The organism is Euryarchaeota archaeon, from assembly GCA_016207515.1.
Taxonomy (GTDB): Archaea; Thermoplasmatota; SW-10-69-26; order JACQPN01; family JACQPN01; genus JACQPN01.
This window is the reverse complement of record JACQPN010000019.1, coordinates 71,470-94,691: the sequence shown is the minus strand read 5'-3', so window position 1 is coordinate 94,691 and position 23,222 is coordinate 71,470. Positions and strand designations below refer to the sequence as shown.

Genomic DNA, 23,222 nt, shown 5'->3' with positions numbered 1-23,222 from the left:
ATCCGCCATTCCACCTGCGCTTCTCGGCAGGTACAGGCTTTCTTGCCTTTACGTCGAAGACTTGCCGTCGTTCTGGCGACTACTCTATACCGTGTTCAATCGCGCTGGCGTCCCTTGCGTTAGCGTTATTCGGATTGTGGACCACGAAACCTACAGCAAGTGGTTTCCGGGGAGGGGACGATAATGTGTTCTTGGACCTGTCTGGCTAGGCCAAGGCGCCCAGGCAGGACGCAGAGGCCCACGGAGTGGCGCTCCCTACTTCTTCTCGACGGACCACCGCACCCTCAGAATCCGCACATCTTGGCCGTCAACTGTGAACGTGACATAATCACCGGGCCCCACCTGCAGAACGGACATGACCTCGGAAGGTAGCGCTACCCGATTCTGACGGTCGATGAGTCGGGGCTTTCCGCGGTCTTCTCCTCTTCGTGGCATCCCCCTATAAGAATGCCATTCTGGCTTTCTCTTTATTTGTGGATGATTATTTATGGGGATTCCCCATTTACGCCTGATGGCGGGGTCGTGATGAATCGAAACGTTTTGCTGACCATTGGCCTGCTGATTGCGTTGCCACTCGCGGGGTGCACGAGCAACCCGGAGTTAACCAAACCGAACATCTCGCTAACCGTTACCGCTGCTTCGGCGCTGGTAGGCGGTTGCGTTTTCTCCGCGAAGGACAAAGTCTGCCATACGCTCACCGTCCACGTCTTGAACAACAATACGAAAGAGGATTTTTCCAACAACATGTTCTATTGGGAGGCGGCGAGTTCAAACGGAACCATCATAAAGACGCCCAATACGGAAGGGGCCGACGCAATTACGCCCGGAAATCAGGGGGACCTCACCCTCAGGTTTGACTCCACTGGCACTGCAATCCTGACTACACTTCGATACAGGGCGATCTGGATGAGCGAAGCCGCGACCGCCGCGATTCCCCCCTATGCGATAACGCCATGGACGGCCAACATCGGAATCACAGTAACTTCGGCCGAGAAGACGGTCGGGGGGTGCATCTTTGGCGACGACAAGACATGTCATACGATCATCGTTCACGTCAAGAACGACAACGCGAAGGAGAAGGTCGATGGAAGTCAGTTCTACTGGAAGGGCTTAAACGCGGACGGCAATTCCTTCAACGCCTATAACGTGGATGGGCCGGACGCAATCTCCCCGGGCAGCCAAGGCGACCTGACGATCCAGTTCGAGCCTTCCGGCGATTCAAACATCGCCAAGGTCCAGTATGAGGCCTCTTGGATGTTGGAGCCCGAGACCGCGGCGGTTCCGCCATATTGATTAGGCCGTGCCATGAGCCAGGACAGTCCAGTGGTTCCAAGCGTTCCCGGCCAGAATCTCACGCGCTGCCCCGACTGCGGGAAGGATGTAAGCAAAACGGCCCAAAGTTGTCCCAATTGCGGGCGCGTTTTGCGGACGGTGGAGATCAATTTCAAGGTTCCCAAGGGTTTCCGATGGGGGGCAGCGGTTGGCGGCGGCTTGATCGTGTTGGTCTTCGCCAGCTTCCACGCCACCTATCTCAGCGCCACCTGGCTCCCCATCGTGGTGGCGGTGCCGGCAGGCTACTGGATCGGGAAATCGAAATTCAGAGCGTGGCCCCGCATGTGGCTGATTTGCACGGTGCTTTCATTCCTCGTGCCGTTGAGCGCTACCGTTTTCGGGGCCCGACAGGTTGCTGATGCATCGGACGAGTCCGGGGGCGCAGCCTTGGGGGTGGCCGCGGGGGCCGGTCTTGGAATCATATTCATTGGTTTCATCTTCTTCTTCGTGGGGATCGTCTTCGCGATCGTGACCTACTTTGCGACCAAGGGAGCGAAGGAGAAGGAAGAAAGATGTCGTGCGGCTGGCGTCGACATCTGAGCTACTGATCGCTGCAGAAATGACTGCCGACCCCTGGCCGAGGTGTCCGTCCGAAATGCTGCCTGAGCTGTCGAACGATCTTTCCTTCGACGATCATAGGGCCCCCAAAACTAAGGGTAGGCCCGGTTCGTCGTTCTCGGAAACGTCGATGACTTCGCTTCGCTCGTCATCTTGTTTCCGCGCACTATGGGTACGCCCGATTAATGGTGCGCGGAAACGGCGTCGCATCCCTGATATGCTCGGCCTTCGTGAGCCACGTGAGAACACGCTCGGTGCCGAGCCCGAACCCTGAGTGCGGCACGCTGCCGTACCTCCTTAAGTCGAAGTACCACTCGTACGCCTCCAACTTGGCGCCCTCCGCTTCGAGCCTTTTTTTCATGTAATCGATGTCGAGCCCGCGTTCGCTTCCACCTATGATTTCTCCGTATCCCTCGGGGGCGATCATGTCCGCGCAGCGTGCATGGTTTCCCTCCTGCGCCATGTAGAAGGCCTTGATCTCGCTCGGCCAGAGTGTCACGAAGATGGGCTTCTCCTCGCCCTCGACGAGCGCTCTCTCGTGGGGTTGGCCGAAGTCCTCGCCCCACTCGAAGTCCGGGAAACCCCGTTTCTGCAGGATTTCGACGGCCTCGTCGTAAGTGTAGCGTCTGAAAGGCGCGGTCACCTTCTTCAGCGCGGCGGGTTCGCGGCCGAGTTCCACGAGTTCCGTCTCGCAAGTCTTCGCGACGTGTTGGGCCACGTGGGACACGAGTTGCTCCTGGATCTCCATGTTTCCTTTGTAGTCAACCCAAGGCTCCTCCGCTTCAAGGTGGCCGAATTCGGTGAGGTGTTTTGTCGTGCGGCTCTTTTCGGCGCGGAAGCTCGGCGTGAGGCACCAGACGTTGCCGAGGCTGAAGATGAGTGCTTCGAGGTACATCTGCGAGCTTTGGGACAGGAACGCCTCCTGTCCGAAGTAATCGAACTTGAAAAGCGTCGAGCCGCCCTCGCACGCGTTGGTCGTGATGACCGACGGCGTCGTCTCGCTGAAACCGTTCTCGTCGAACCAGTCCCGGAACCCATGGAGCATCTGTGCCTTGACGCGCATCATCTGGGTGAGTTTTCGAGAGCGTAGCCACAGGTGGCGCTTGTCCATGAGGTGCTCTGTCGATTGATCCTCGTAGATGGGGAAATCCGTGGAGCCGCCGATGATCTTGAACTCTTTCGCGCGGATCTCCTTCCCCCCGGGGGCCCGGGGATCGGCGTGGACGTCGCCGACGAGTTCCACCGACGCTTCGATGCTGGTCTTCGCGGCGCGTTGGAAGTCCTCCTCCGGCACGTTTCCCTTCTTCACGGCGACTTGAATGATGCCGGTCTCGTCGCGAACGACCGCGAACGCGATGCCACCGCTCGAACGGATGCGGTAGAGCCAACCTCGTAGCGCTACGCTTGCGCCCGGCTCTCCCTTGAGGATGTGGCTGATCTTCGTCCAATTGCGGGCGGTCATCGGCGTGTGTTAGCGTCGCGACGTTCAAGAATTTTTGTGCCCGACGGCCATGCGCCGATCACGGTCGCCGCGGCCCACCGTCACCCTTAAGTATCGAAACTTGATTCGTCGGCCTAACGGGTTTATAGGTCCGAAGGTGTGAGACGCTGAGCGACATCCTGATTGTTCCCCAACGATTCTTTGCGACTAGCGGGAAGGCCATCAGCAAGGTATCGGACCTCAACGCCTTCGACGAGGCGCTGATGCGCGCCCGCATCTCGGAACAGAACCTTGTGCCCGTGTCGAGCGTCCTTCCGATAGGCATCAAGAAGGTGGGTCGCACCAAGCTTCCCATGGGTGCCATCACCCATTGCGTCCTTGCGCAGCAGCGCGGAAGCGAAGGCGAGACCATCAGCGCGGGCGTCGCATATGGTTTTCGTGAGGACGGCCAAGGCGGCTACGTCGCCGAATCCCACGGCCACATGAACAAGCGAGCGCTGCAGGAGATCCTCCGGTGGAAGATGGAGGAGATCGCGAAACTCCGAGGCATCAAGCTCCTTCGCGTGCGCTACGTCATCGAGGAACTGAGCATCCCGATGGACCACTACGGCACATGCCTTGCGGCATTGGTGTTCGTTAAGTGAAGTTCGGCGTCGTGGCCTGCCCCGACTGCCGGACCGCGCGGATAATCGACCTTTCCCCCAAGACGTTCTCGTGCCAACGTTGCGGAAAGCGGCACGAGTCGGCGGCGATCAAGAAGTTCTACACGACCGATTCCGATGAGGAGGCGCGTCGCGCCCTCGGCGAGTTGAATGTCCGCCTTTCTGGGAAGCTCGAGGCCTACGAGGAGTTCCGCGAGGCCCAAAGCCGCCCCGTGCCGATGGGCGTCGAGGCAAGGCGCGGGGAGGCCGCGACCGTGGATTCACTTGTCGAGGGCATGCGCGGTGGCGTGGTCGAATTCGACGAGAAGGGTCTCGCGCAAAGGCTGGAGGCCGAAGGCATCGACGGAGATCGCGCCGCTTCCCACATCGAACGGCTGGTGGCCGGCGGAGTGATCTACGAACCCACGCCCGGAAGATTCCGTTTCGTCTGACCGGGATGTCCCTCAGGGCGCCACTTGTAGCCCCCTAGGTCGCGCTCTTGACGGCATCTCGAACGCGTTTCCTACTCGACCTCGTCTCGCGCTTGTTTCCTCTTCGCCCTTCGAAGCTGGCGCCTAGCCTCGTCGTCGAGGCCTTCGGGAAGGATCTTGTCCGTCGCCCAATAGAAGAGGGCGAGCCCGTAGGCTAGCATCATCGGGAGGTAGAGTAGCGCCCTTCCCCGGTCGAACTCGAACATCATCACGTAGAGCGGCGCCGTCAAGACGACCGCCAATGCGCACGCGTGGAACGGCGTTTTCTGCAGCACGCCCCGACCGATCGCGCTCCCTGTCGCGAAGTGGACGAGGAGCAGGCTCACTCCGACGATTATCACGTAGAACGCGGGTTCGAACGTGTCGAAGGTCTGGAAAGCGGGATCCCTGGCACTTCGCACGAGCGAGAGCATCGCCGCGAGTCCCACGCCGAAAGCACCACCGTAGAAGACGATCGCCCGATCGTCCTGGTGCTTCTTCCGGTTGAGTATCGCGGTCTTCGCCAGCTGTTCGACGCCGGGAAAACCTAGAAGCGCCATGCCGCCCGGCGAGATGAAAACCGTGAAGGCCTCGAAAAGGGCGAGGAGAAAGCCGGCCACAAGGCCGCCCATGAACATGAGGAAAAGCGTCTCGTCCTTGAACCGCCGGTCGAACCGGGAAAGGGCCGCGACAAGGATCACGAGCGCCGGCACTATCGTGATGATCCCGCCGATCGTCGTTGCGTAACGGGCGAGGTCGGCCACGCTCCGCACTATCCGCGGCCGGACTAATTTACCTTGGCGTGTCAGAGCCGCCAGAAGGCGCTTGTGAGTCGAAGGCGGGCGAAGCGGGCCACGAGCATATACTTTGACGGGTGCTCATATCCAAATGAGAATTTGTTCTGATAGATGGGTCCGCCGAGGGCCAACGCGGCCTCCACAACCAACTCTCATGTCACCGACGCCCCCCAGCGGGTCGCATCCCGCATAGACCGGTCTATTCCGACGCGCTCTCCCTCATGTACCTTTCAGCAGCGGCGAGCGTCTTTGCGTTGTCGTGCGAACCGGAGAGTCGGCCAAGATAATCGTGCGACATTGATTTCATCTCGAAGGCCGCCGAGGCCATGTTCGGCACCGCTCGCGTTACGTTGTCGACGATCGTGATGGTGGCGGCGCGGGCTGTGCGCGAGAGTGGGTTTAGGTCGATGGCGATCACGGTCTTTCCCATCCTCACGAGCGCCTCGCAACGGTCCCCGTCCTCAAGGGGCACTACTACCACATCGGCGGAGAACATCCCGTCCCTGTGGCACTTGGCCCTCGCATGGTCGATGCCCGGTATCATCGCGTCCGGGGGACCGGACAGGAGATGGTCGCAGCTCGATCCCCGTAGATGCTCTTCGATGGCCGCGACGCGCTTCTCCGTCCGGTGGAAAAGGTTCACCTCCAACGGCGCGCCCGTGGCCTTCGAGAGCAGGCCCAAAGCGTCGGGCACAAGTGCTGCGGCGTTGCCGTTCACGGAGATCACAGGGTGCTTTGCGGAAAGCAGCGCGGCCGCGCCGCTACGCGCGGCGAGAAGGGCGAAGTCGCGGCTCGCCTCGCCGAGAAGATAATCGTATGCCTCGCCGCGACCGTGGGCGATGAGCCCCTCCTCGACCACTATCCCTTCGCGGAAGGCCGCCACGAGCTTCTCGCGGGTCATGAGGCTCTCGTAGCGGGGGTGCGAGCGCGGGATGTCCACAGGTGTCGAAACCACCGGGGGGTGAAAACGGTTTGCGCCCGTCACACGGCGTCGACGGCGAATCCGCCTTGGCCGTTGAAGTTGGAGAAGGCGATGACGATCGTCCAAGTGCCCGGCGCACCTGCGCCCGTGGTCTTGCTGTTTCCCGCCTGCGCCGCGCCGCCGAACGCGTCGGAGAGTACTCTCGTGCCGGCGCTATCGGTGATCTGGACGGTGAAGGTGCCGGTCCCCTGTCCGCCCCAGTTGACGCTCGCCCTGGTCTTCGTGTTCTCCCATTTGAAGGTCTCTTCCCCGGACTTGGAGCCTTGAAGCCCGTAGGCGAAATGGTCCTTCTGGTTAGACACGCCCGCCTGACCGCCTGCCCCCTGGTTGAAGGTGCAACCGGAGAGAAGCCCCAAAACACATAGCGCTGCAAGCAAGGTGGGTTTAGTCATCGAAGTCCCTGGCCGTGGAGCCCCTCTACCATAGATAAAATCAACGTCCAGCGGGGAAGGGCTGGACCTTCACGTGGAGGCGGCGATCCCCAGCGAGCCCGAGCCGGTGAGCCCCTTGAACTCGATCATTATCCTCCAAGAGCCTGGGATACCGGTAGGGGTCACGACGCTACGTGTTGGCTTGGGTTCGGCCCGATAGACTTCCCGGCCTGTAGCGTCCTGTATCACGACGATGAGCGTTCCCCCTTGCTGCGCTTGGCTGAGGCCCACCGTCGCCTTGGTCTTCGAGTTCTCCCACAGGAAGTCCTCGGAGCCGGTGTGGTTCACGGCCGAGTACGTGAACCCGAACGAGTCCTTCGCATTGCCGACGCTTTTCGAGTACGTTGGTTCCTCCCCCGTACCCTTGGGCAGGTTGGTGCACCCGGCCGAAAGTAGCGCAAGCGCCAGGAAGAACGCCATCGCCGAAACCGTGTTTCTCCTCATGGGACCCGGTACTTGCACGCGAAAGGCGGAGATAAAACCAACGACGTAGCGCTCGCCGAGAGTACGTATAAGTACCTACATCGGGGCGTTGTCCGTCGCATACGTTAATAGAACGGGCTTCGTTTCCCGAGACGATGAGTGTCGCAATCCTCCTCGGAAGCAAATCCGATTTCGAGGTCGCGAAGAAAGCCGGCGCCGTCCTCAAGGAACTGGGGATCAAATACACCATCACGGTCGCCTCTGCTCACCGTAACCCCGAGCGCGTCGCGGAGCTCGCTCGAAGGCCAGAGATCGACGTCTTCATCGGGATCGCAGGAATGTCCGCAGCCCTCCCCGGGACGATCGCCGCCCACACAACAAAGCCCGTCATCGGCGTGCCGGTCTCCGGCAAGGTGAACCTCGACTCGGTCCTTGCCGTGAGCCAGATGCCGCCCGGCATCCCCGTCGCGGCCGTGGCCATCGACGGCGGCGAGAACGCGGCGGTCCTTGCCGGCGAGATGATCGCGCTCAAAGACTCCAAAGTCGCGAAGGCCGTCGAGGCCTATCGGCAGAAGATACGCGAAAAGAACATCGCGGATGCGAAGGACGTAGAAGCAAGCGAGGGGGCGTCGTGGAAATGAACGTCGCACGCGAGGGAACGACCCCTATCGCCGGAGTGTCCTGACTTGTTCAACGCCGCCAAATTCATCGAGGAACAGACCGCAGAGGTCAAGAAGACCATCGGCAACGGGCAGGCCGTCATCGCCCTCTCGGGCGGCGTGGATTCCAGCGTGGCCGCTGCGATCGTGAGCCGCGCCATCGGCGACCGCCTCGTCTCCGTTTTCGTCGACACGGGTTACATGCGGAAAAACGAGGCGGCCGAGATCCAGCAGAACTTCGGACATCTCCCGTTAAGACTCAAGATCGTGGAAGCGAGCCACGAATACTACGCGGCGCTCAAAGGTGTCACGGATCCCGAGAAGAAACGGAAGATCATCGGTGAGAGGTTCATTAGGATATTCGAGCGCGAAGCGAAGGGGACGGGCGCCGAGTTCCTCGTACAAGGCACGATAGCCCCGGACTGGATAGAATCCGGCGGAGGTTTGCGAGACACGATCAAGAGCCATCACAATGTTGGTGGACTTCCGGCGGATTTCGGCCTGAAGCTCGTCGAGCCGCTGCGCGACCTCTACAAGGACGAGGTCCGCAAAGTAGCGCGGGAACTGAAACTTACCGTCGCGGAAAGACAGCCCTTCCCCGGCCCGGGCCTCGCCATCCGCGTCCTCGGCGAGGCGACGCCCGAGCGCACCGAGGTGGTTCGCGAGGCGTGCGCCATCGTCGAAGAGGAGATAGAGAAGGCGGCGATGGCCAAAAGAATCGAACGGCCATGGCAGTACTTCGCCGTCCTCATCCCCGTGCGGACCGTCGGCGTCCATGGCGATATCCGGGCCTATGGCGACACGATAGTCGTGCGTTGTGTGGAGAGCCTCGACGCGATGAGCGCGAACTACATGCACATCCCGCACGAGGTGCTCGATGCCATCTCCGTCCGGATCACGAACCGGTTGAAGGACAAGGTGAACAGGGTGGTCTACGACATTACCCACAAACCGCCTGGGACGGTCGAATGGGAATGAGACCGTCACAGGGTCAGTGGACGAGCCAAGTGAGTCCACCAGGGCCTGGGACGGTCGAATGGGAATGAAGGGAAAACCGATGCGCCGCGATTGTCCGCGAGACCACACTCCATTGAAGCCGGAGCAGCGAAAGCGCGGCCTGTCGAACGTCACGATCGACGCCTGTTCCGAATGTGACGGGATCTTCCTCGACGTCGGCGAGATACGCAAGCTCACTGGAAACCGGGACCTCAACGCACTCCTCACGAAGTATCTCGGCATCGATACGGGATCGCAGCTCGTCTGCCCGTCGTGCGGCGGCCTCATGGACGACGAGAAGGCGGGAGACGTCATCCTCGACGTATGCATCTCTTGCAAGGGCGTGTGGCTCGATACGGGCGAGTTGAAGAAACTCGCCGAATCCAAGGAGGATTTCTCGAAGTTGAGCCCCGAGAAGTGGGCGGAAGTCTACGACGAGATGATAATGAAGAAGAGGGCCAGCGCGGGAAAGGGCCTCCTTGGCGGGCTTTTCGGGCCGCTACGCCGCCGATGAGGCGACTTAGGCGACGCCCGCGGCGGATATGAAGGCGAGGTCCGTTTCGTCGAGTCCGTAACCGCGACGGCCGTTCCTGCGCGCCGCCTCCCTCCCATCGACGAAAAGAACGAGCGTCGGGACGACGGGTATCCTGAAGGCGTCCCACCTCACGTCCTCCTCGTCCGAGATATCGGCCAATGCCCACGCCGTCTCGTGATGTCCGCCGGCGAACGCGACGAATCCGGGCATGAACTCCTCGCAATATCCGCACCAGTCCGCATGGAAGAGCACCGCGACGGCGCCGCCACGCGTCAGACGACCGTCTGGCGTGAAATCCGCGGCGGGGATCGTCTCGAGGGAGGCAGCCATCTTCGGCCCTCCCTATCCCGACCCCGCAAGATGTAGGTTTTGGGTCATCCCCGGGAGAAACGCGCCCTTTCCCGTTGTCCGCCCAAGCGTTTTTCACACTGTCACCCGATCGCGGTAACCCGATGTCACTTCTCTCGCGACAGTTACAACTTGTCACCATGGCGGCAGGCTACGCGTGCGGAAATCTAGGGAATCCTTATGTCGACTTCCGGACGGCGGCCGGGGCCCTCGTGCCCGGCCGACGATTCCCCATTGTAACCACCCATCAGTAACTCTTATCCATCCCCACCTCTGTCTTCGGAAAAGCGGAAGAAGGCGCGCGATGCACTATTACAACAACATCCTGGAGACGATCGGCAACACTCCCCTCATCCGGCTCAACAAGGTAAACGATGGACTCAAGCCCCTGATACTGGCGAAGGTGGAGAGCTTCAACCCCGGAAGTTCCGTGAAGGACCGCATCGGAATCGCCATGATCGAGGACGCGGAGAAGAAAGGCCTTCTCAAACCGGGCGGCACCGTCGTCGAGGGCACGTCAGGAAACACCGGTGTCGGGCTTGCGATGGTCTGCGCCATCCGCGGCTACCGCGCGATCTTCACCATGCCGGACAAGATGAGCATGGAAAAGATCCGCCTCCTTCGGGCGTACGGGGCCGACGTGATAATCACGCCCACCGCCGTCCCGCCCGACCACCCGGAGTCCTATTACACCGTCGCGAAAAGGATCCAACGCGAAACGCCGAACTGCCTCTACCCGGACCAGTACAACAACCAGGAGAACCCGCTCGCCCACTACAGGACGACCGGACCCGAGATCTGGAAACAGACCGATGGGAAAGTCGACGTGTTTGTCTGCGGCGTCGGCACCGCCGGCACCATCTCTGGGGTCGGGAAATATCTGAAGGAAAAGAATCCCGCCGTGAAAGTCATCGGCGTCGATCCCGAAGGCTCGATACTCAAGGACTACAAGGACAGCAATGGGAAGATCATCGGCAAGACCTTCCGCACCTACAAGGTCGAAGGGATCGGCGAGGACATCATCCCTAAGACCCTCTGGGTCGACTACATCGACGAGGTCGTCCGTTCGAATGACACGGAAGCGTTCAGCTACGCGCGCCGTCTCGCCCGGGAGGAGGGGATGGTGATGGGCGGAAGCGCCGGCTCCGCCATAGCGGGGTGCATGAAATACGTCCGCGCCCAGAACCTCGGCGAGGACAAGGTCGTCGTCGTGCTCCTGCCAGATTCGGGAGAGCGGTACTTGTCGAAATTCTACAATGACGACTGGATGAGGGAGAACGGATTCCTGACTGACCAGCCGAACCTCGTGCAGATACTCGACCGAAAGCACGGGCCGCGCGAGATTATCTCGGTGAAGCCCCACGACAAGGTGAGGAAGGCCATTGAACTCATGAACAAGATGGGCGTGTCGCAGCTTCCCGTCGTCGACGACGCGGGCGTTTCCGTTGGACTCGTCACGGAGACAGAACTCATGACGGCGGCGCTTGAAAAGGCGGCCGTCCTCGAATCCGACGTTGACAAGGTCATGCAAGGAAGCCTCCCGATCCTCGACGGCGCTTTGGACATCGGGCACGCGCTGGCCCTATTGAAAAAGCATCCGGCGCTACTCGTATCGAAGGCCGGGAAGCTGCAGGGGATATTGACGAAGTACGATTTCGTGGAGGAGTTCGCGAGGCGGTAGATCCGGAACCCCCATATTGAAAAACGCGCGCCAGGTCACACCTGGCGTTGCCCCGCTTCACACGCCCAGTGGAAGTCAGTCTTCGAGATTTCCGCGGAAGCGCTTCCGTCCGGCGCTGTCCTCTCCCGACTTGATGATGATGCTTGGCCCGGGCCGCTCAATCGGCCCCGCCTTCCGGACGCGGGATTTTGGCCTCTCGTTCATGCGTGTTCTCCTATCTGTCGCCACAATATATAAGCAAATGCCATGGAGTAGACCACGACGGCGCCGAGCCACAGATTCTTCACGTGTGTTTTTCAAACTTCGCCCACGTAATCGTCCGAAGTTGCGAGAGATGTTGGGAATTGATGATCGTTGGATCCAAGAACCAAGTGAGTACCCAGTGGTCATGGACGTGGATCTGCCGAAAACCCACGAGAGCGCCCGTCTTCGGGTCGCCAAGAAGCGGGTTCGCGGTCACGGCTTTCATCTTGGTTCGCAGCGGGTCTTTGAGGTCGCCATTTTTCGAGAGCGCACCCAGGACTTGTCGCTTGAATTCCGGGGTCTGCTGGACCCGCCACCCAGTTGTTGCCAAGCGCCACCCTAGTCGAGGCCCAGATCGGCAAGCAGGCTGTCTGTGGTGTCGTACTTGAGAACATTCCCCGCTTGTATCCGTTTCTTTGCGTCCAGAAGACTCTTCTCGAGTTCAACCGTGGTCCGGAAACCGGGCTCTTCCAGTAGTGCATTGAGATCCAGATCCTCGCCGAAATTGGCTTTTTCCCACGCGCTTGTGGTTTTTCCGATGATACTCAATTGCTCGGTCGTCAGGTTCTTGGTCCATTCATGGACTTCCCCCAGGAACCGTTCCTCGTCAGGCGTGAGCGGCACGGCCTGAACGGAATGCTCGGGGAAGAAAACCACTGTGGATTCGCCTCCCACGGTCATGTCGGGCGCCGGCTTCAGATCCTCCATTTGGCTCAAGGCAAGGGAAGCGACTTCGCTGTAGACGCCGTAGAAGTAGCGCTTGAACGTGATACCCAACAACGGTTTCCCCGTCCGTTCGAGGCTGTAGAGTTCCGCGAGAAAGAGCAGTTTCTGGATCCTCTTCTCGTGGAGGTAGCGATAGTGCTGCGCCAGCACCCTGATCGCCGCTTGGACCTTGGCGACCGATTCCCCGGAAGCCGGGGCGGATCCGGTGTCAGCGTCATGGGTCATTCGTTGGTCCTCCGTAGCGGTCTTATCATTTCTAATCCGCCTTCTCGATATTTAAGGGTGGTGCACGGTCCCGGCGGCGAATCTGATTGCCGACGGGGGCTTATGGGCGGCCGCCGAGATGGCAACGCTCCGGTGCGCCGCACCCACTTGGCCGCCGCGTGTTCCGGGAGAATGACCTAGAGTTTCGCTGGAACCGGACCGGCGAGGCGTCCATTGTGGTTCTCGAGACCTGACGCCCTGCCCCCCACCACTTTCCGTCACCCAGGACGCGCCTTTTTGAGAAAGAGTAAAGCTTATTGTCCGGTTGTTGGCGGTGGTGGTGGCGCTTGTCGGACGGTAGTCAAATCGAATGGACTGACGCGACCTGGAACCCCGTGACGGGGTGCACCAAGGTCAGCCCCGGGTGCAAGAACTGCTACGCCGAGCGCTTCGCAGAACGATTCAGGGGCGTCCCAGGGCATCCGTTCGAACAGGGGTTCGATATCAGGTTGTGGCCAGATCGCCTTGAGGAGCCCCTCCATTGGCGTCGTCCAAGGCGCGTGTTCGTCAACAGCATGAGCGACCTGTTCCATCCGGAGGTGCCGGACGAGTTCATCGAGGGTTGCTTCAACGTCATGAACGAGGCGAACTGGCACCAGTTCCAGGTGCTCACCAAGAGGCCGGAAAGGGCGCTGGAGATCGCGAATCAGCTGGAATGGGGACCAAATATCTGGATGGGGGTGAGTGTGGAAAGCCAGCTCTACACGAAGCGGATCGCGACCCTGAAGCAGATTCCGGCGAAAGTGCGGTTCTTGTCGTGCGAGCCTTTGCTGGGGCCGCTGAAGCTGAACCTTCGCGGGATCCATTGGGTGATTGTGGGGGGCGAGAGCGGGCCGGGATCAAGACCAATGCTCGAGGAATGGGTCAAAGACATACGGCGACAATGCCGCGTCAGCCGCGTGCCGTTCTTTTTCAAGCAATGGGGCGGTGTGGTCAAGAGTAGGACGGGGCGCTCTCTGGATGGCCGCACGTACGACGACATGCCGCGACAACTTTTGGCGGCCGCCTAGAACAGGGTGTCCTGGCCAAACAGAATACTCTCAAGCGTGCGCCCGCTTATCCAGTCGACTCGTTTTCGTAGGTCCGTCGCGATTTTCCAAAGCCATTCGTTTCCGCCCTTCGTTTGGGCCGCTGAATAGACTATCTCGTATGCGTATCTACTCTTGCCCGATTTGACATCGAAGGCCACGGTCGCGGGTCGACCGATGTCAGCAAGGCGCGTCTCAAAGAATCCTTTCACGGCCTCGTCGTTTCCGCCTTGAGGCCAAGCCGGCGTCCCGAAGAATCGAGTTGCGCTTTCCTTGGCGCGGTTAACGCCCTGAAATTGAAAATTGAAGATGAAATCGCCTCGACCTACGTTCGTCAAGGCTCCAAGGTCGGTTAAAGTCACTTCGCCGAGCCCTTCGGGGTCTGCGACAGCCAGAAAATGAGGTTTGGTCGAACGAGCCTTCATCGCCTCGATGATTCCAGGGATAGCGGCCTCGGCCGGCTTCCGATACGTTCGAATCCTTTCGGGTGGCAGAAGCTTTTTCAAGCGTTGGTCCAGCACGTTGGATTTTCTCAACCCGGGTTCAACGAAATGGTACAAATCGAATCCAGGCTCATTAGCGCCTATGAGGGCACTGCCGGCCAACGTAATGCTTTTTGCGCGTGGCCCGGTTTTCCGCGTTCCAAGTTTTTTTGGTGAAACGCGGGTGAGGCCGCTTCCAGCGCACAAGTCAACGTAGTGGAGGGAATCCCAGCGGCCAGCTTCCCGCTGATTGGCCATGATCTTTACGTATGGGCCCACGAGGTATTGCATGATGACTAACTTGACGGCGGGCCAGTACCCCTGCTTTTCGTAGCAAAAGTCGGGCTCGATATCTGAGATTTTGCCACCCAATTCCGAAAGGATTCCGACGCGCTTCCTCCACCAAATGTCATCCTTTGTCCTTTCGGGCAATTCTTCGATCTCACTCTCGCCATCCGGTTTCTAGGTCTGGTCGGATTTGCCGGCCCCTTCACGGTCCTTCCGATTCGATTGACGCGTCGGTGATCAAAGATTGTTGCCGCAGCGGTTTGCCGAAAGTATCATGGGCCGCACCCGTTGAATCCGGCCGAAAGTCGAGCAACCGCCATCCCCTTATGACGCGAAGGCCGTTGGCGCCATAGAAACGTATGCCCCGCGGCCGTCCCCGAAAGTCCATCGCCAAAAAAACCGCCGAGAAGGTCCGCCCCCTCATCGGCGCCGTGGACCCGGTCTCCGATTATCGCCACGACACGAAGCGCAAGAACATCCCTTGGTCCCGCCGTCGACCCAGCGACAAACAAGGCGACAACGATTCTCGTTTCGAGTACCGGAAGTGGCAGCGACGGGTTCTCGCGAACATGAAGAGGAGCGGGCGATTCAAAGCGCTCTGATTTTCCCGATTCTGGCACCCCGTCGCTAGCGCCCGGCCTTTGTCCGACTCCCACGAGTCGGCTCCGACGCCCCCTCTTCTCTCGTGCGTAGCAAAAACAACCCACGTTCTACCGCATTGGATAGACTCGAGAACTCTCTCCCGGGGCCGATTCGGCTGCCGACCCACTTCAAGAGATCGACATCGAGAGCAACACTCCGTTTTTGTTTTGGGCCGCTCGGGGAGGCAGGCCGACGGGGCATGGCGGATTAAATACCACCGAACCGTTTAGCGAAGGGTAGGAATTATTCCTACCAAACGGGCATTGGATGAGCGAGGGAACTAAGGACGCAGGCAAGGCGGATTTGGCGGGTCCGACCCATCGGCGGCGGGAATCCGTTCGGCTCGTCTGGAATACGAAGCCCAAGAAACCCCCGAACCCCCGAGAACTCGAATTCCAACCGGCCGAGATTGTCTATCCCAACAAGGCTGCCGAGGGCGGCCAGGAGATGCTTTTCCCCCGCACGCCGCAGGGCGAAGTGGACGACACGAAGATGAATCGCCTGATCTGGGGCGACAACTTGCTGGCGATGCAAGCCCTGCTTGCTCAAGGCTATGCGGGCAAGATCCAACTGATTTACATCGACCCGCCGTTCCTTAGCAGTTCGGACTACTCGCACAAGATGAAAATCGAAGGCGCGGGCGACGTGGTGAAGGCGCCAAGCATCCTAGAGCGTCTAGCCTACAAGGACACTTGGATCGACGGCGACGATAGCTACTTCGACATGCTCTATCCGCGCCTCATACTGATGCGTGAGCTCCTGTCCGACACGGGTACCATCTACGTGCACCTTGGTCCTAACGTGGCATCTCACGTCACGGTCATGATGGACGAAATCTTCGGCAAGGAAAACTGGCGCGCAAAAATCATTTGGCAAAGAACTTCGGCGCATTCGGATACGCATAGCTGGGGGATGAACTATGACGAAATCTTGGTCTATAACAAGAGCAGTCGCTACTCCTGGAATCCGCAGTATCTCCCATATTCCAAGGACTACGTAGACGGTTTCTATCGCTATATTGACCCCTCAAGCGGCCGGCGCTTTCGGTTGGGCGACCTAACCGCCGCCGGCTCGCGAACCGGCGACTCAGGGAAAGCCGTCATAATCAACGGTGAGTCCGTCGCTCCGTCTCAGGGGCGGCATTGGGCGCTGGGTCTCCAAACCGGAGAAACGGTTCAGGCGGCGATGGACCGACTAATTCGAGAAGATCGCGTCCAGTATTCGCGTGGAAAAATGCCGGCCTACAAGCGATTCCTGGATGAAATGCCCGGCGTGCCTATTCAAGCCATCGTCACGGACATCCCCCCGATTGGTCCGGGGGCCAACGAGGACACAGGCTTTGATACGCAGAAGCCCGTCGCACTCGTTGAGCGTATCATCAAGGCGTCCAGCAACGAAGGCGACCTTGTAGCCGACTTCTTCCATGGCTCTGGAACGACCGGACTCGTCGCCGAGAAACTTGGCCGCCGCTGGATTTGCACAGACCTTGGCAAAGTCGGCGTCCAGATCACCCGCGCCCGCCTCGTCGCGCAAGGGAGCCGCCCCTTCGTCCTGGAGAACATCGGCAACTACCAGCGCGAACTCATCTACCGCGAGGGCGGCAACATCAGCCTGATGCAAAAAATCGTGATGCGGCTTTACGGCGCGAAACCTCATCCGAATCACGCCGACCTTGGCGTGTTCGAAGAAAAAGGGGTCAGAAAACTTGTGTACGTCGGCTATCCCGATCGTCCGCTTACGGCAAAGAAGACGGCCGAACTCGTAAAGACCGCCCGCAGCCTCGACGGCGAGGGCTACGACAAGCTCGTGCTGCTGGCGTGGGATTACGAATACAACTACGATCAGAACCTGGAGGAACGCCGGCGCGGTTTCGGCGTGGATGTAGAGCCGCGCCTTATTCCGCCGAGCATCTACGAATATCTTCGCAAATCCAAAAACGAAGATGATCTCCAGGAGAAATTCGCCTCCAAGATCGTGTTCGGCGCCAAGCCGTATCTCAAACTTGGTCCCCTCCAATCGAAGGCATTGAACGAGACGGAGCATAACGTCGCCGTTGCAATCGACCGCTACGTGTTGGCTGAGATCCCCGTGGATGATGAAGAGGACCGCGCTGCGCTTCAGGAAATTAGTCACGGCGACAAATTTCCGGTCCTCATCGACTATTGGGCGGTCGATTGGGACTACGACGGCAAGACGTTCCGAAGCCGGTGGCAGGACTTCCGCGGAAACGGAAAGAACACGAAGGTGGTCGGGACGCGGGCGAATACCACGCTTGCGGGAGGCAAGAAATACGACATTGCGGTCCGCGTGGTAGACGTGTTCGGAAATGACGCGACCGCGACCACCAGCGTCGATTTGAGGTGACCCGATGGCAAGGACAACTCTTAGGGCGCCGGGCGAGGAGGTTTCCCAACTTCTCCTCAGCAAGAGACTGGCCGATGAGGTCGACCAATGGGCGAGCGATGACCTCTCCGTGGATTTGCGTTGGAAGGGTACAACGGAGACGACGCATCAACTGCTAAGGTACTGGTTCAGCCGCGACGAGGAGGCTACAACCCGATTTCACGACTGCCAACGGCGAGCCATTGAGACGCTCATCTACTGTCACGAGGTGCGGAAGGTCGATGGTCGTCCCTTTTCTACGCTACAAGACCTCTATTCACTGGCGCCCGACGCCCTCGCGGCGCACGCTCATATCGCGGACGCGGCCGGCAAAGGCGAGTACCCCAAGTACTGCCTGAAACTCGCCACGGGAACCGGGAAGACCTGGATTCTGCAGGCGGCCCTTGTTTGGCAATACTTCAACACGATTAGAGGAGAAAGTCAAGTTCCGTTCAGCCAGCACTTCTTGGTGGTCACGCCAGGCCTCGTGGTGCTCGAGCGACTTCTCGATGCCTTTTTGGGCAAGAAAGATCAGGCCGGGAATCGAGACGCGAACACGAAGGACCTCTACCATCATGCCGACCTATTCATTCCTCCCGAATGGCGTCGAGACTGGCGACTCAAGATCTTCAAACCAGAGGACCTCAACGCAAGTTCGCCAGCATTGGACGGGCCTTTTGTTCTGCTCTTGAATTGGCACAAGCTCCTCCTTCGCGAAGAAAAGCGGAATCTCGCCGACGAATTGTTCGGAGCCGAGAAGGAGGATTCGGCGTTCGTCTATCGTGATTTCTTGGCGGCCTACCCAGACCTCGTCATCTTCAATGATGAAGCGCATCACGTCCACAGCCGAGCAAAAAGCGCAACCACCAAGGATCTGGACGCGAAGTGGCTGGAAGCCATCAAGGACCTTCGGGCCGACATCCACGAAAACCATCGCCGTCCCGGACTGTTCATGCAGGTGGATTTCTCGGCAACACCGTTCTACGGTGAAAGTGCGGAAAAACGCGAGTATTTCCCACACATAATTTTCGACTACGATCTGAAGAATGCGATGCACGGCTACTCGCCCGTGAAGAAGACCGACGTTCCCCTTCCGCTCGTCAAGCAGCTTTTCCTTGAGAAACGTCAAGCCGTCGGCGGCGAAGATGTGGGGGCCCTCGATTTCCGCGCCGTGCGAGAAGCCGAGGACGGCAAGAAACGCGGCGCGGTCATAGCGCTTTCCAAGGGACAGATCCTGCTTTTGGAAATCGGGATCGAAAAGTTGGACAAGATTGCGGCGGAGTTCGAAAAACTGGGTCAAGATAAGAAGCCCGTCCTCTACGTTGCATGCGAAGAAAACGACGTGGCCAACCTGGTGGAGGAACACCTTAGGGGCAAAACCGACACTCGTGGTCGGCCACTTTCCGAACAACTGCTAGTGATACACAGCGACAAGAAGCACGACATGGCGATTGAGGATTGGGAGAAGCTTCGCTTCGACCTCGATACCATTGACCAACCCGAGGACGTGAACAAGAAGCGCATCGTGGTCAGCGTCATGATGCTTCGCGAGGGCTTTGACGTCCGCAATATCTGTGTGGCGGTGATCCTTCGCGCGAGCGAATCGCCGATTCTTTTGGAGCAGATGGTGGGCCGTGGGTTGCGTCTGATGTTCAACGGTCCCGATTACTTTGATTCCAAACTCCAATCACTTAAGGAAATTCAGGGCGGCGACCAACCCGCGGCCCTTTTGGATTTCCTTTTCATCGTCGAACATCCCAAGTTCCAAGCGTTCTACGACAACCTTCGAAAAGAGGGCTATCCGGTTTTCCAGGGCGACAGTACTGGGCTGGCGACGACTGGCGATTTGGTCAGCGTGCGGGCAGAACAGGATCGTATCGCACGCTTCGACCTTGGTTGGCCTGTACAGTTTCACGAGGAAGGCAGGGCGCCCGATCCACACCTCATCGACGTTTCAACGCTGAAGCCATTTCCACTTTCCTTCGAGCAAGCCAAGAAAAGTTTTGGCGCGATTGTGATTGCAGACCTTCACGAGCCGAGCAATAAGATAACTTCCACGTGGAGACTCGACACTAAGATCTTCGACTACGCCTTTTTCCTGCGCGAACTGTCAAGACGCATAGTAGTTGCGGGCGATCGGGCAATTCTTTCGTCCCGTCAAGCCGACTTGATGGCGGCCCTCGACGATTACGTTTCGCATCGCCTGTTCGAGGCGACTATTGATTTCAGCCAGGAGGAGAACTACAGACTTCTCATGCACGTTGAGTTGCATGAGCATGTCTTCAACGTGATGCGGGCGGCGTTGCAGGACCTCTTGGGGAAGGTTGCCTATGAGTACGATCCCAAGGCGCTGTGGGAAAGAGTTTCAAAGGCTCCTGAAATCCTTGTCCGGACCTCAACGGCGGTGGAGACGCAACGCTCGATCTATCCGCGACAGGCGCCGCATCCAAAGGGTGGCGGATTCGAGGCGCGCTTCATGGCCCAGTGTCTTGGGCGAGACTCAAGCATCAAGGCGTTCGTCAAGTTGGACCAACATCGTCACCGGTTCGCCATCCGATACCGAAACGAGTTCGGCATCGCACGAGACTATTTCCCCGACTTCCTGGTCAAAACGGCCGATAAGATGTACCTCGTCGAAACCAAGGCGGACAAAGACATGCTTTCCCCCGTAGTTTCCCGAAAGGCCCGTGCAGCCCAAGGCTGGTGCGAAGGCGCGAGTCGCATCAAGCCGCCGGCCGAATTGGACCAGCCTCAGTCGTGGGAATACGTCCTACTTTCCGAGAAGACATTTGCCCGCCATGCAGGCGCCGGCTTCGAAGCACTACTCGGTGCGTGTCGCGTTGAACTAGAGCAGTTAATGTCAATCGGGTCGGGAAGACTCTTCTGAATTAATATCTCAACGACGGTCCATGGGGGGACCGGACGATGCCAGACGACCGGTCTTCCCGTTCCTACCCTATCTCCACCGCCAACTTCTCCTTGCCCTCCGGGTGCACGTAGACCTCTTGGCCCTCTTCGAGGTTCAGGAACTTAGCGACGTCGGCCGGGACCCTCACGACGAGCGAGTTGCCGGAGCGCGAGATCTTGAGTTTTCGGCCGAGGCCCCAGACACCGACATCCTTCGCGCGGGCTTCGATCGCCTTCATCACGGTCTCGTCCACGAAAGACTCTCCGCACGAGCCGCAGACGTCTGCGGGGAACCGGCCGAGCTCGATCCCGTACATCGTCTCCGTTGTCTTTGAGCGTTTCAAGGCGCCCTTGCCGCAAGACGGACAGTTCTTCATGACGTCACCACCTTGGAACCACCGTGATGACCACGATGTTCGGGCCGGCCTTCCGGTACACCACCTCGAAATAGGTGAATGCGGCGACGAGTTTGTCGCCTTGGACCCTCTTGGTTCCGGTTCGTAGACATTCCAACACTTCAGAAGTCGAGATTCCACGCTCCACCATCCGCAAGCGGGCGTGCCGCGTGAAGTGGACTTCCATTACACGTATCTACATTCACTTACATATAATACTTTTTGCCCGCTGGGACGCCTCGCGCCAAAATGACGGACGTCAAACTCCGCGCTGCTCCCAATACGCCTCGCGAAGCGCATAAGTCGTCTCCATGTACTGGATCGCCTCGGCGGGCTTAGGGGGAGGAATGGATTCGCCTTTAAGATATGCGACCGCCGCAGGAACTATTTCAGGACCGACGTAGCCCCAACCCATTTGGACCCAGGGAGTGGGGAGGATGGGGGCCGTGTGCGCCCAAATGACGTCGTCGCTGGGATCGCTGTAGCCGGCACCGAAGGGCTCCCAATCGGACGTGTTGAAGTAGGGGGCCGTCACGTTCAGCGACAATCTCAGTGGCCGCGCTGCATCACCCGCAGTGGCCCAGGTGCCATTCTGTCGCATCTCTGCAAGGATTCTAGCCGCTGTCCCGGCCACGACTGGTGCTGCGAGGCTCGTTCCCGATGCCATCGAGTATTCATCGGTGGAAAAAGCTGTCGGAAGAAAATGAACGGCCTCAGACACGAAATCGATTCCCTTTGACGGACCAATGTTGTCGCCGCTTTCGTTCCGTATGGCTGCTCCGACGCTTATCACCGAAGGGGGACCATTAGTGGCCGACCCCGTGGCGTGTCCGGGTTCGTTGGAGACAGCGGCAAAAAATAGTTTTCCGCTTCGGTCTACTGATTTGACGGCCGCCGAAAGGTCGGCATCCCATACGGTTGGAGCGTTTCCGGGCGTTCCTTGGGAAAACGAGACGATGTCGATCCATGGCTGGTCGGCAACCCATCGGAGGGCTCGCGCGAAATTCGGGACCGCTTCGGCTGAATTCGCGTAGTAGTCGCTCGGAATCTTGACTACGAGCACCAAGGCTTCTGGAAAGGCATCCACGAGGGTCCCTACTACCTGTGTGCCATGACCCTCTTCATCCAGCAGTCCCGTAGAGGTAGCAGGATAAAGCGATTGAGAGATTGGATCCGCCGGGGCATATGTGGACGGAAGTGTGACGCCGAGGAACCGCGTGCCATCAATGAAGTACAGGTTTCCGGGCGCGAGTGAATTCCAGGTGGCTCTATCTCTTTCGAGTCGCTGCGAATAGGTTTCCGCCGAGTTTCCGGTTGAGACGCTGACCGTCGTTATTTTCACGCCGTCCGCCACGAGCTGATTGATAACCAAACGAGCGTTTGTAGAATTGAAATTCCGGAAGTGAGAATGATAAGGGTTGACGCCAGTATCTACCACTGCGATGATGACGGGTCTTGGAGGATTTGCATCATCTAGCCGTTCCGTGAAGACTGCATCGTCGGCTGCTGGCGGCGAAATACATCCCGCCAAGACCACTGTTACGGCTAGAAATCCGTACCGTCCGCGTCCCACGTTGGTTCTCCAGTTCATGCGCCCTTAAGAGGCTTCTAGAACGACAGATACCCGATTCGGACATCATATAAGCTTTTCCCCGAAGGACTGGGGCGGCCGGGTCTTTTCCTGGCAAACATTCTTGATATGGCTGGTCACCTCCAACTCGAGGTTTGGTGGTCAGAATGAAACGGTTGGTGTTGAGCTTGCTCTTGGTGATCGGCTTGGTTTGTTCGATTGTGCCTTTGGCCGTGGCGAGTCCGCCGCAAGGGCCAGAGAAAAGCGCCGGTGTGGTTACGGCATGCAAAGGCGGGCGCCTAGGCAACGTTGACTTGTGGGCGTGTGTCGCGAGCGTTCAGACGTGTACCAACCTCAAGAAGCCATGTCCAATCTACGTCCCTTGCAAGTCCCGAGACTATTGTCCGCCGGAGAACTAGGGCCGGAGTGGACGCGGTTGGCATTCCAATCTGCGCGGCTTGGGGCGCTGTTCTTCGCGATAGTGACGGCTCTGACGCCGGCTGTTGGGGCTGATTTCGTGATTTCATCGGAGAACGGCGAAGTCGCCCTTCACAACGGGCAACCCGGTAGGTGCGGTCTTGATCCGCAAGTCGATTCGTGCGGGATTCGTGCCGACGATAGCGCGGGTTCCGATTTGGGCGACCAGGGTGTGTATGTAACCCAAGATGTGGGGGCCTTTGACGCTACGGTAAACGACTTGCCGTTTGTGCCACGCCAACATGCGAGCGCCCAAGCCGAAAACGAAAACTGGACCATGCGCCACCCATTGTTTGAAACGTATTCGACAACGGATGATTTCCGCCATTCCTCGCTTTCCGAAACGACCGGGCTTTGGCTGGAGTTCAATCGAAGCGAGGCGGCTTTGATCTTGCCTGATGCCGTCTCTCCATTTGCCGCCAGAGAATGGCCCGTCTCTGAATGGGACGATTCGGACCACGAGGTCAATTACACGTCTCTATCAACCCCGTACTATGGGACTAATCCTAATTCGTCCGATGGTC

At 59.0% G+C, this 23,222-nt stretch carries 24 protein-coding genes; 12 read left to right on the top strand and 12 right to left on the bottom strand.

The annotated features are described in order from the left end of the window. Nucleotides 1-447: 447 nt before the first annotated feature. Together HY556_07970 and HY556_07965 are read left to right on the top strand one after the other, a co-directional pair. A complete protein-coding gene (locus HY556_07970; GenBank protein ID MBI4393714.1) occupies nucleotides 448-1,293 on the top strand; it encodes a hypothetical protein in 846 nt (281 codons plus the stop codon). A gap of 12 nt (nucleotides 1,294-1,305) precedes the next feature. Beyond that, on the top strand, nucleotides 1,306-1,872 hold the full coding sequence (locus HY556_07965) for a zinc ribbon domain-containing protein (protein MBI4393713.1): 567 nt from the start codon (nucleotides 1,306-1,308) through the stop codon (nucleotides 1,870-1,872). 184 nt (nucleotides 1,873-2,056) lie between these two features. On the opposite strand, the gene asnS is transcribed toward HY556_07965, so the two are convergent. Next, nucleotides 2,057-3,352, bottom strand: a complete 1,296-nt coding sequence (gene asnS, locus HY556_07960; GenBank protein ID MBI4393712.1) for an asparagine--tRNA ligase — start codon at nucleotides 3,350-3,352, stop codon at nucleotides 2,057-2,059. Nucleotides 3,353-3,507: 155 nt separating this feature from the next. Here asnS and HY556_07955 point away from each other — a divergent pair, with 155 nt between their 5' ends. Continuing rightward, nucleotides 3,508-3,975 (top strand): pyruvoyl-dependent arginine decarboxylase, encoded by a 468-nt coding sequence (locus HY556_07955; GenBank protein MBI4393711.1) that lies wholly within the window; start codon nucleotides 3,508-3,510, stop codon nucleotides 3,973-3,975. Beyond that, the gene (locus tag HY556_07950; GenBank protein MBI4393710.1) at nucleotides 3,972-4,424 is read left to right on the top strand and encodes a hypothetical protein; all 453 of its coding nucleotides are present in this window, start codon (nucleotides 3,972-3,974) and stop codon (nucleotides 4,422-4,424) included. The genes HY556_07955 and HY556_07950 overlap by 4 nt, the downstream gene beginning before the upstream one ends. A gap of 71 nt (nucleotides 4,425-4,495) precedes the next feature. On the opposite strand, the gene HY556_07945 is transcribed toward HY556_07950, so the two are convergent. From HY556_07945 to HY556_07930, 4 genes are all read right to left on the bottom strand, one after another. Further along, entirely contained in the window at nucleotides 4,496-5,206 is a 711-nt protein-coding gene (locus tag HY556_07945; protein MBI4393709.1) for a hypothetical protein, read from the bottom strand. A gap of 232 nt (nucleotides 5,207-5,438) precedes the next feature. After that, entirely contained in the window at nucleotides 5,439-6,140 is a 702-nt protein-coding gene (locus HY556_07940; protein ID MBI4393708.1) for a phosphopantothenate/pantothenate synthetase, read from the bottom strand. Between the two features lie 80 nt (nucleotides 6,141-6,220). Beyond that, nucleotides 6,221-6,613, bottom strand: a complete 393-nt coding sequence (locus tag HY556_07935) for a hypothetical protein (GenBank protein ID MBI4393707.1) — start codon at nucleotides 6,611-6,613, stop codon at nucleotides 6,221-6,223. Nucleotides 6,614-6,682: 69 nt separating this feature from the next. Next, nucleotides 6,683-7,096: a hypothetical protein gene (locus tag HY556_07930; GenBank protein ID MBI4393706.1), complete on the bottom strand. Its 414-nt coding sequence runs from the start codon at nucleotides 7,094-7,096 to the stop codon at nucleotides 6,683-6,685. A gap of 134 nt (nucleotides 7,097-7,230) precedes the next feature. Here HY556_07930 and purE point away from each other — a divergent pair, with 134 nt between their 5' ends. The 3 genes from purE (at nucleotide 7,231) to HY556_07915 (ending at nucleotide 9,244) form a co-directional block, all read left to right on the top strand. After that, the gene (gene purE / locus HY556_07925) at nucleotides 7,231-7,716 is read left to right on the top strand and encodes a 5-(carboxyamino)imidazole ribonucleotide mutase (GenBank protein MBI4393705.1); all 486 of its coding nucleotides are present in this window, start codon (nucleotides 7,231-7,233) and stop codon (nucleotides 7,714-7,716) included. A gap of 45 nt (nucleotides 7,717-7,761) precedes the next feature. Next, nucleotides 7,762-8,712, top strand: a complete 951-nt coding sequence (gene guaA / locus HY556_07920; GenBank protein ID MBI4393704.1) for a glutamine-hydrolyzing GMP synthase subunit GuaA — start codon at nucleotides 7,762-7,764, stop codon at nucleotides 8,710-8,712. 64 nt (nucleotides 8,713-8,776) lie between these two features. After that, on the top strand, nucleotides 8,777-9,244 hold the full coding sequence (locus HY556_07915) for a zf-TFIIB domain-containing protein (GenBank protein MBI4393703.1): 468 nt from the start codon (nucleotides 8,777-8,779) through the stop codon (nucleotides 9,242-9,244). Between the two features lie 6 nt (nucleotides 9,245-9,250). Here the strand turns inward: HY556_07915 and HY556_07910 are convergent, their stop codons facing one another. Then, entirely contained in the window at nucleotides 9,251-9,595 is a 345-nt protein-coding gene (locus HY556_07910) for a thioredoxin family protein (GenBank protein MBI4393702.1), read from the bottom strand. 322 nt (nucleotides 9,596-9,917) lie between these two features. Between HY556_07910 and HY556_07905 the strand changes: the two genes are divergently transcribed. Then, on the top strand, nucleotides 9,918-11,294 hold the full coding sequence (locus HY556_07905; GenBank protein ID MBI4393701.1) for a cystathionine beta-synthase: 1,377 nt from the start codon (nucleotides 9,918-9,920) through the stop codon (nucleotides 11,292-11,294). A gap of 283 nt (nucleotides 11,295-11,577) precedes the next feature. On the opposite strand, the gene HY556_07900 is transcribed toward HY556_07905, so the two are convergent. Together HY556_07900 and HY556_07895 are read right to left on the bottom strand one after the other, a co-directional pair. Beyond that, nucleotides 11,578-11,868, bottom strand: a complete 291-nt coding sequence (locus tag HY556_07900; protein MBI4393700.1) for a hypothetical protein — start codon at nucleotides 11,866-11,868, stop codon at nucleotides 11,578-11,580. 8 nt (nucleotides 11,869-11,876) lie between these two features. Continuing rightward, nucleotides 11,877-12,488, bottom strand: a complete 612-nt coding sequence (locus HY556_07895; GenBank protein MBI4393699.1) for a DUF4065 domain-containing protein — start codon at nucleotides 12,486-12,488, stop codon at nucleotides 11,877-11,879. A gap of 326 nt (nucleotides 12,489-12,814) precedes the next feature. Between HY556_07895 and HY556_07890 the strand changes: the two genes are divergently transcribed. After that, complete coding sequence (locus tag HY556_07890) at nucleotides 12,815-13,537, top strand: phage Gp37/Gp68 family protein (protein MBI4393698.1); 723 nt, start codon at nucleotides 12,815-12,817, stop codon at nucleotides 13,535-13,537. Here the strand turns inward: HY556_07890 and HY556_07885 are convergent. Further along, complete coding sequence (locus HY556_07885) at nucleotides 13,534-14,469, bottom strand: hypothetical protein (GenBank protein ID MBI4393697.1); 936 nt, start codon at nucleotides 14,467-14,469, stop codon at nucleotides 13,534-13,536. The genes HY556_07890 and HY556_07885 overlap by 4 nt on opposite strands. 215 nt (nucleotides 14,470-14,684) lie before the next feature. Here HY556_07885 and HY556_07880 point away from each other — a divergent pair, with 215 nt between their 5' ends. The 3 genes from HY556_07880 to HY556_07870 all read left to right on the top strand — a co-directional run bounded on the left by HY556_07880 (nucleotide 14,685) and on the right by HY556_07870 (nucleotide 20,236). Continuing rightward, entirely contained in the window at nucleotides 14,685-14,927 is a 243-nt protein-coding gene (locus HY556_07880) for a hypothetical protein (protein ID MBI4393696.1), read from the top strand. A 307-nt stretch (nucleotides 14,928-15,234) separates the two neighbouring features. Continuing rightward, nucleotides 15,235-17,331 carry a site-specific DNA-methyltransferase gene (locus HY556_07875; protein ID MBI4393695.1) on the top strand — a complete coding sequence of 699 codons (2,097 nt, stop codon included), beginning with the start codon at nucleotides 15,235-15,237 and terminating at the stop codon, nucleotides 17,329-17,331. A 4-nt stretch (nucleotides 17,332-17,335) separates the two neighbouring features. Further along, nucleotides 17,336-20,236 carry a DEAD/DEAH box helicase family protein gene (locus tag HY556_07870; GenBank protein MBI4393694.1) on the top strand — a complete coding sequence of 967 codons (2,901 nt, stop codon included), beginning with the start codon at nucleotides 17,336-17,338 and terminating at the stop codon, nucleotides 20,234-20,236. 64 nt (nucleotides 20,237-20,300) lie between these two features. On the opposite strand, the gene HY556_07865 is transcribed toward HY556_07870, so the two are convergent. From HY556_07865 to HY556_07855, 3 genes are all read right to left on the bottom strand, one after another. Then, on the bottom strand, nucleotides 20,301-20,633 hold the full coding sequence (locus HY556_07865; GenBank protein ID MBI4393693.1) for a YgiT-type zinc finger protein: 333 nt from the start codon (nucleotides 20,631-20,633) through the stop codon (nucleotides 20,301-20,303). Nucleotides 20,634-20,637: 4 nt separating this feature from the next. Further along, nucleotides 20,638-20,838: a DUF4258 domain-containing protein gene (locus HY556_07860; GenBank protein MBI4393692.1), complete on the bottom strand. Its 201-nt coding sequence runs from the start codon at nucleotides 20,836-20,838 to the stop codon at nucleotides 20,638-20,640. 72 nt (nucleotides 20,839-20,910) lie between these two features. Next, nucleotides 20,911-22,242 (bottom strand): S8/S53 family peptidase, encoded by a 1,332-nt coding sequence (locus HY556_07855; GenBank protein MBI4393691.1) that lies wholly within the window; start codon nucleotides 22,240-22,242, stop codon nucleotides 20,911-20,913. Nucleotides 22,243-23,222: the final 980 nt, after the last annotated feature.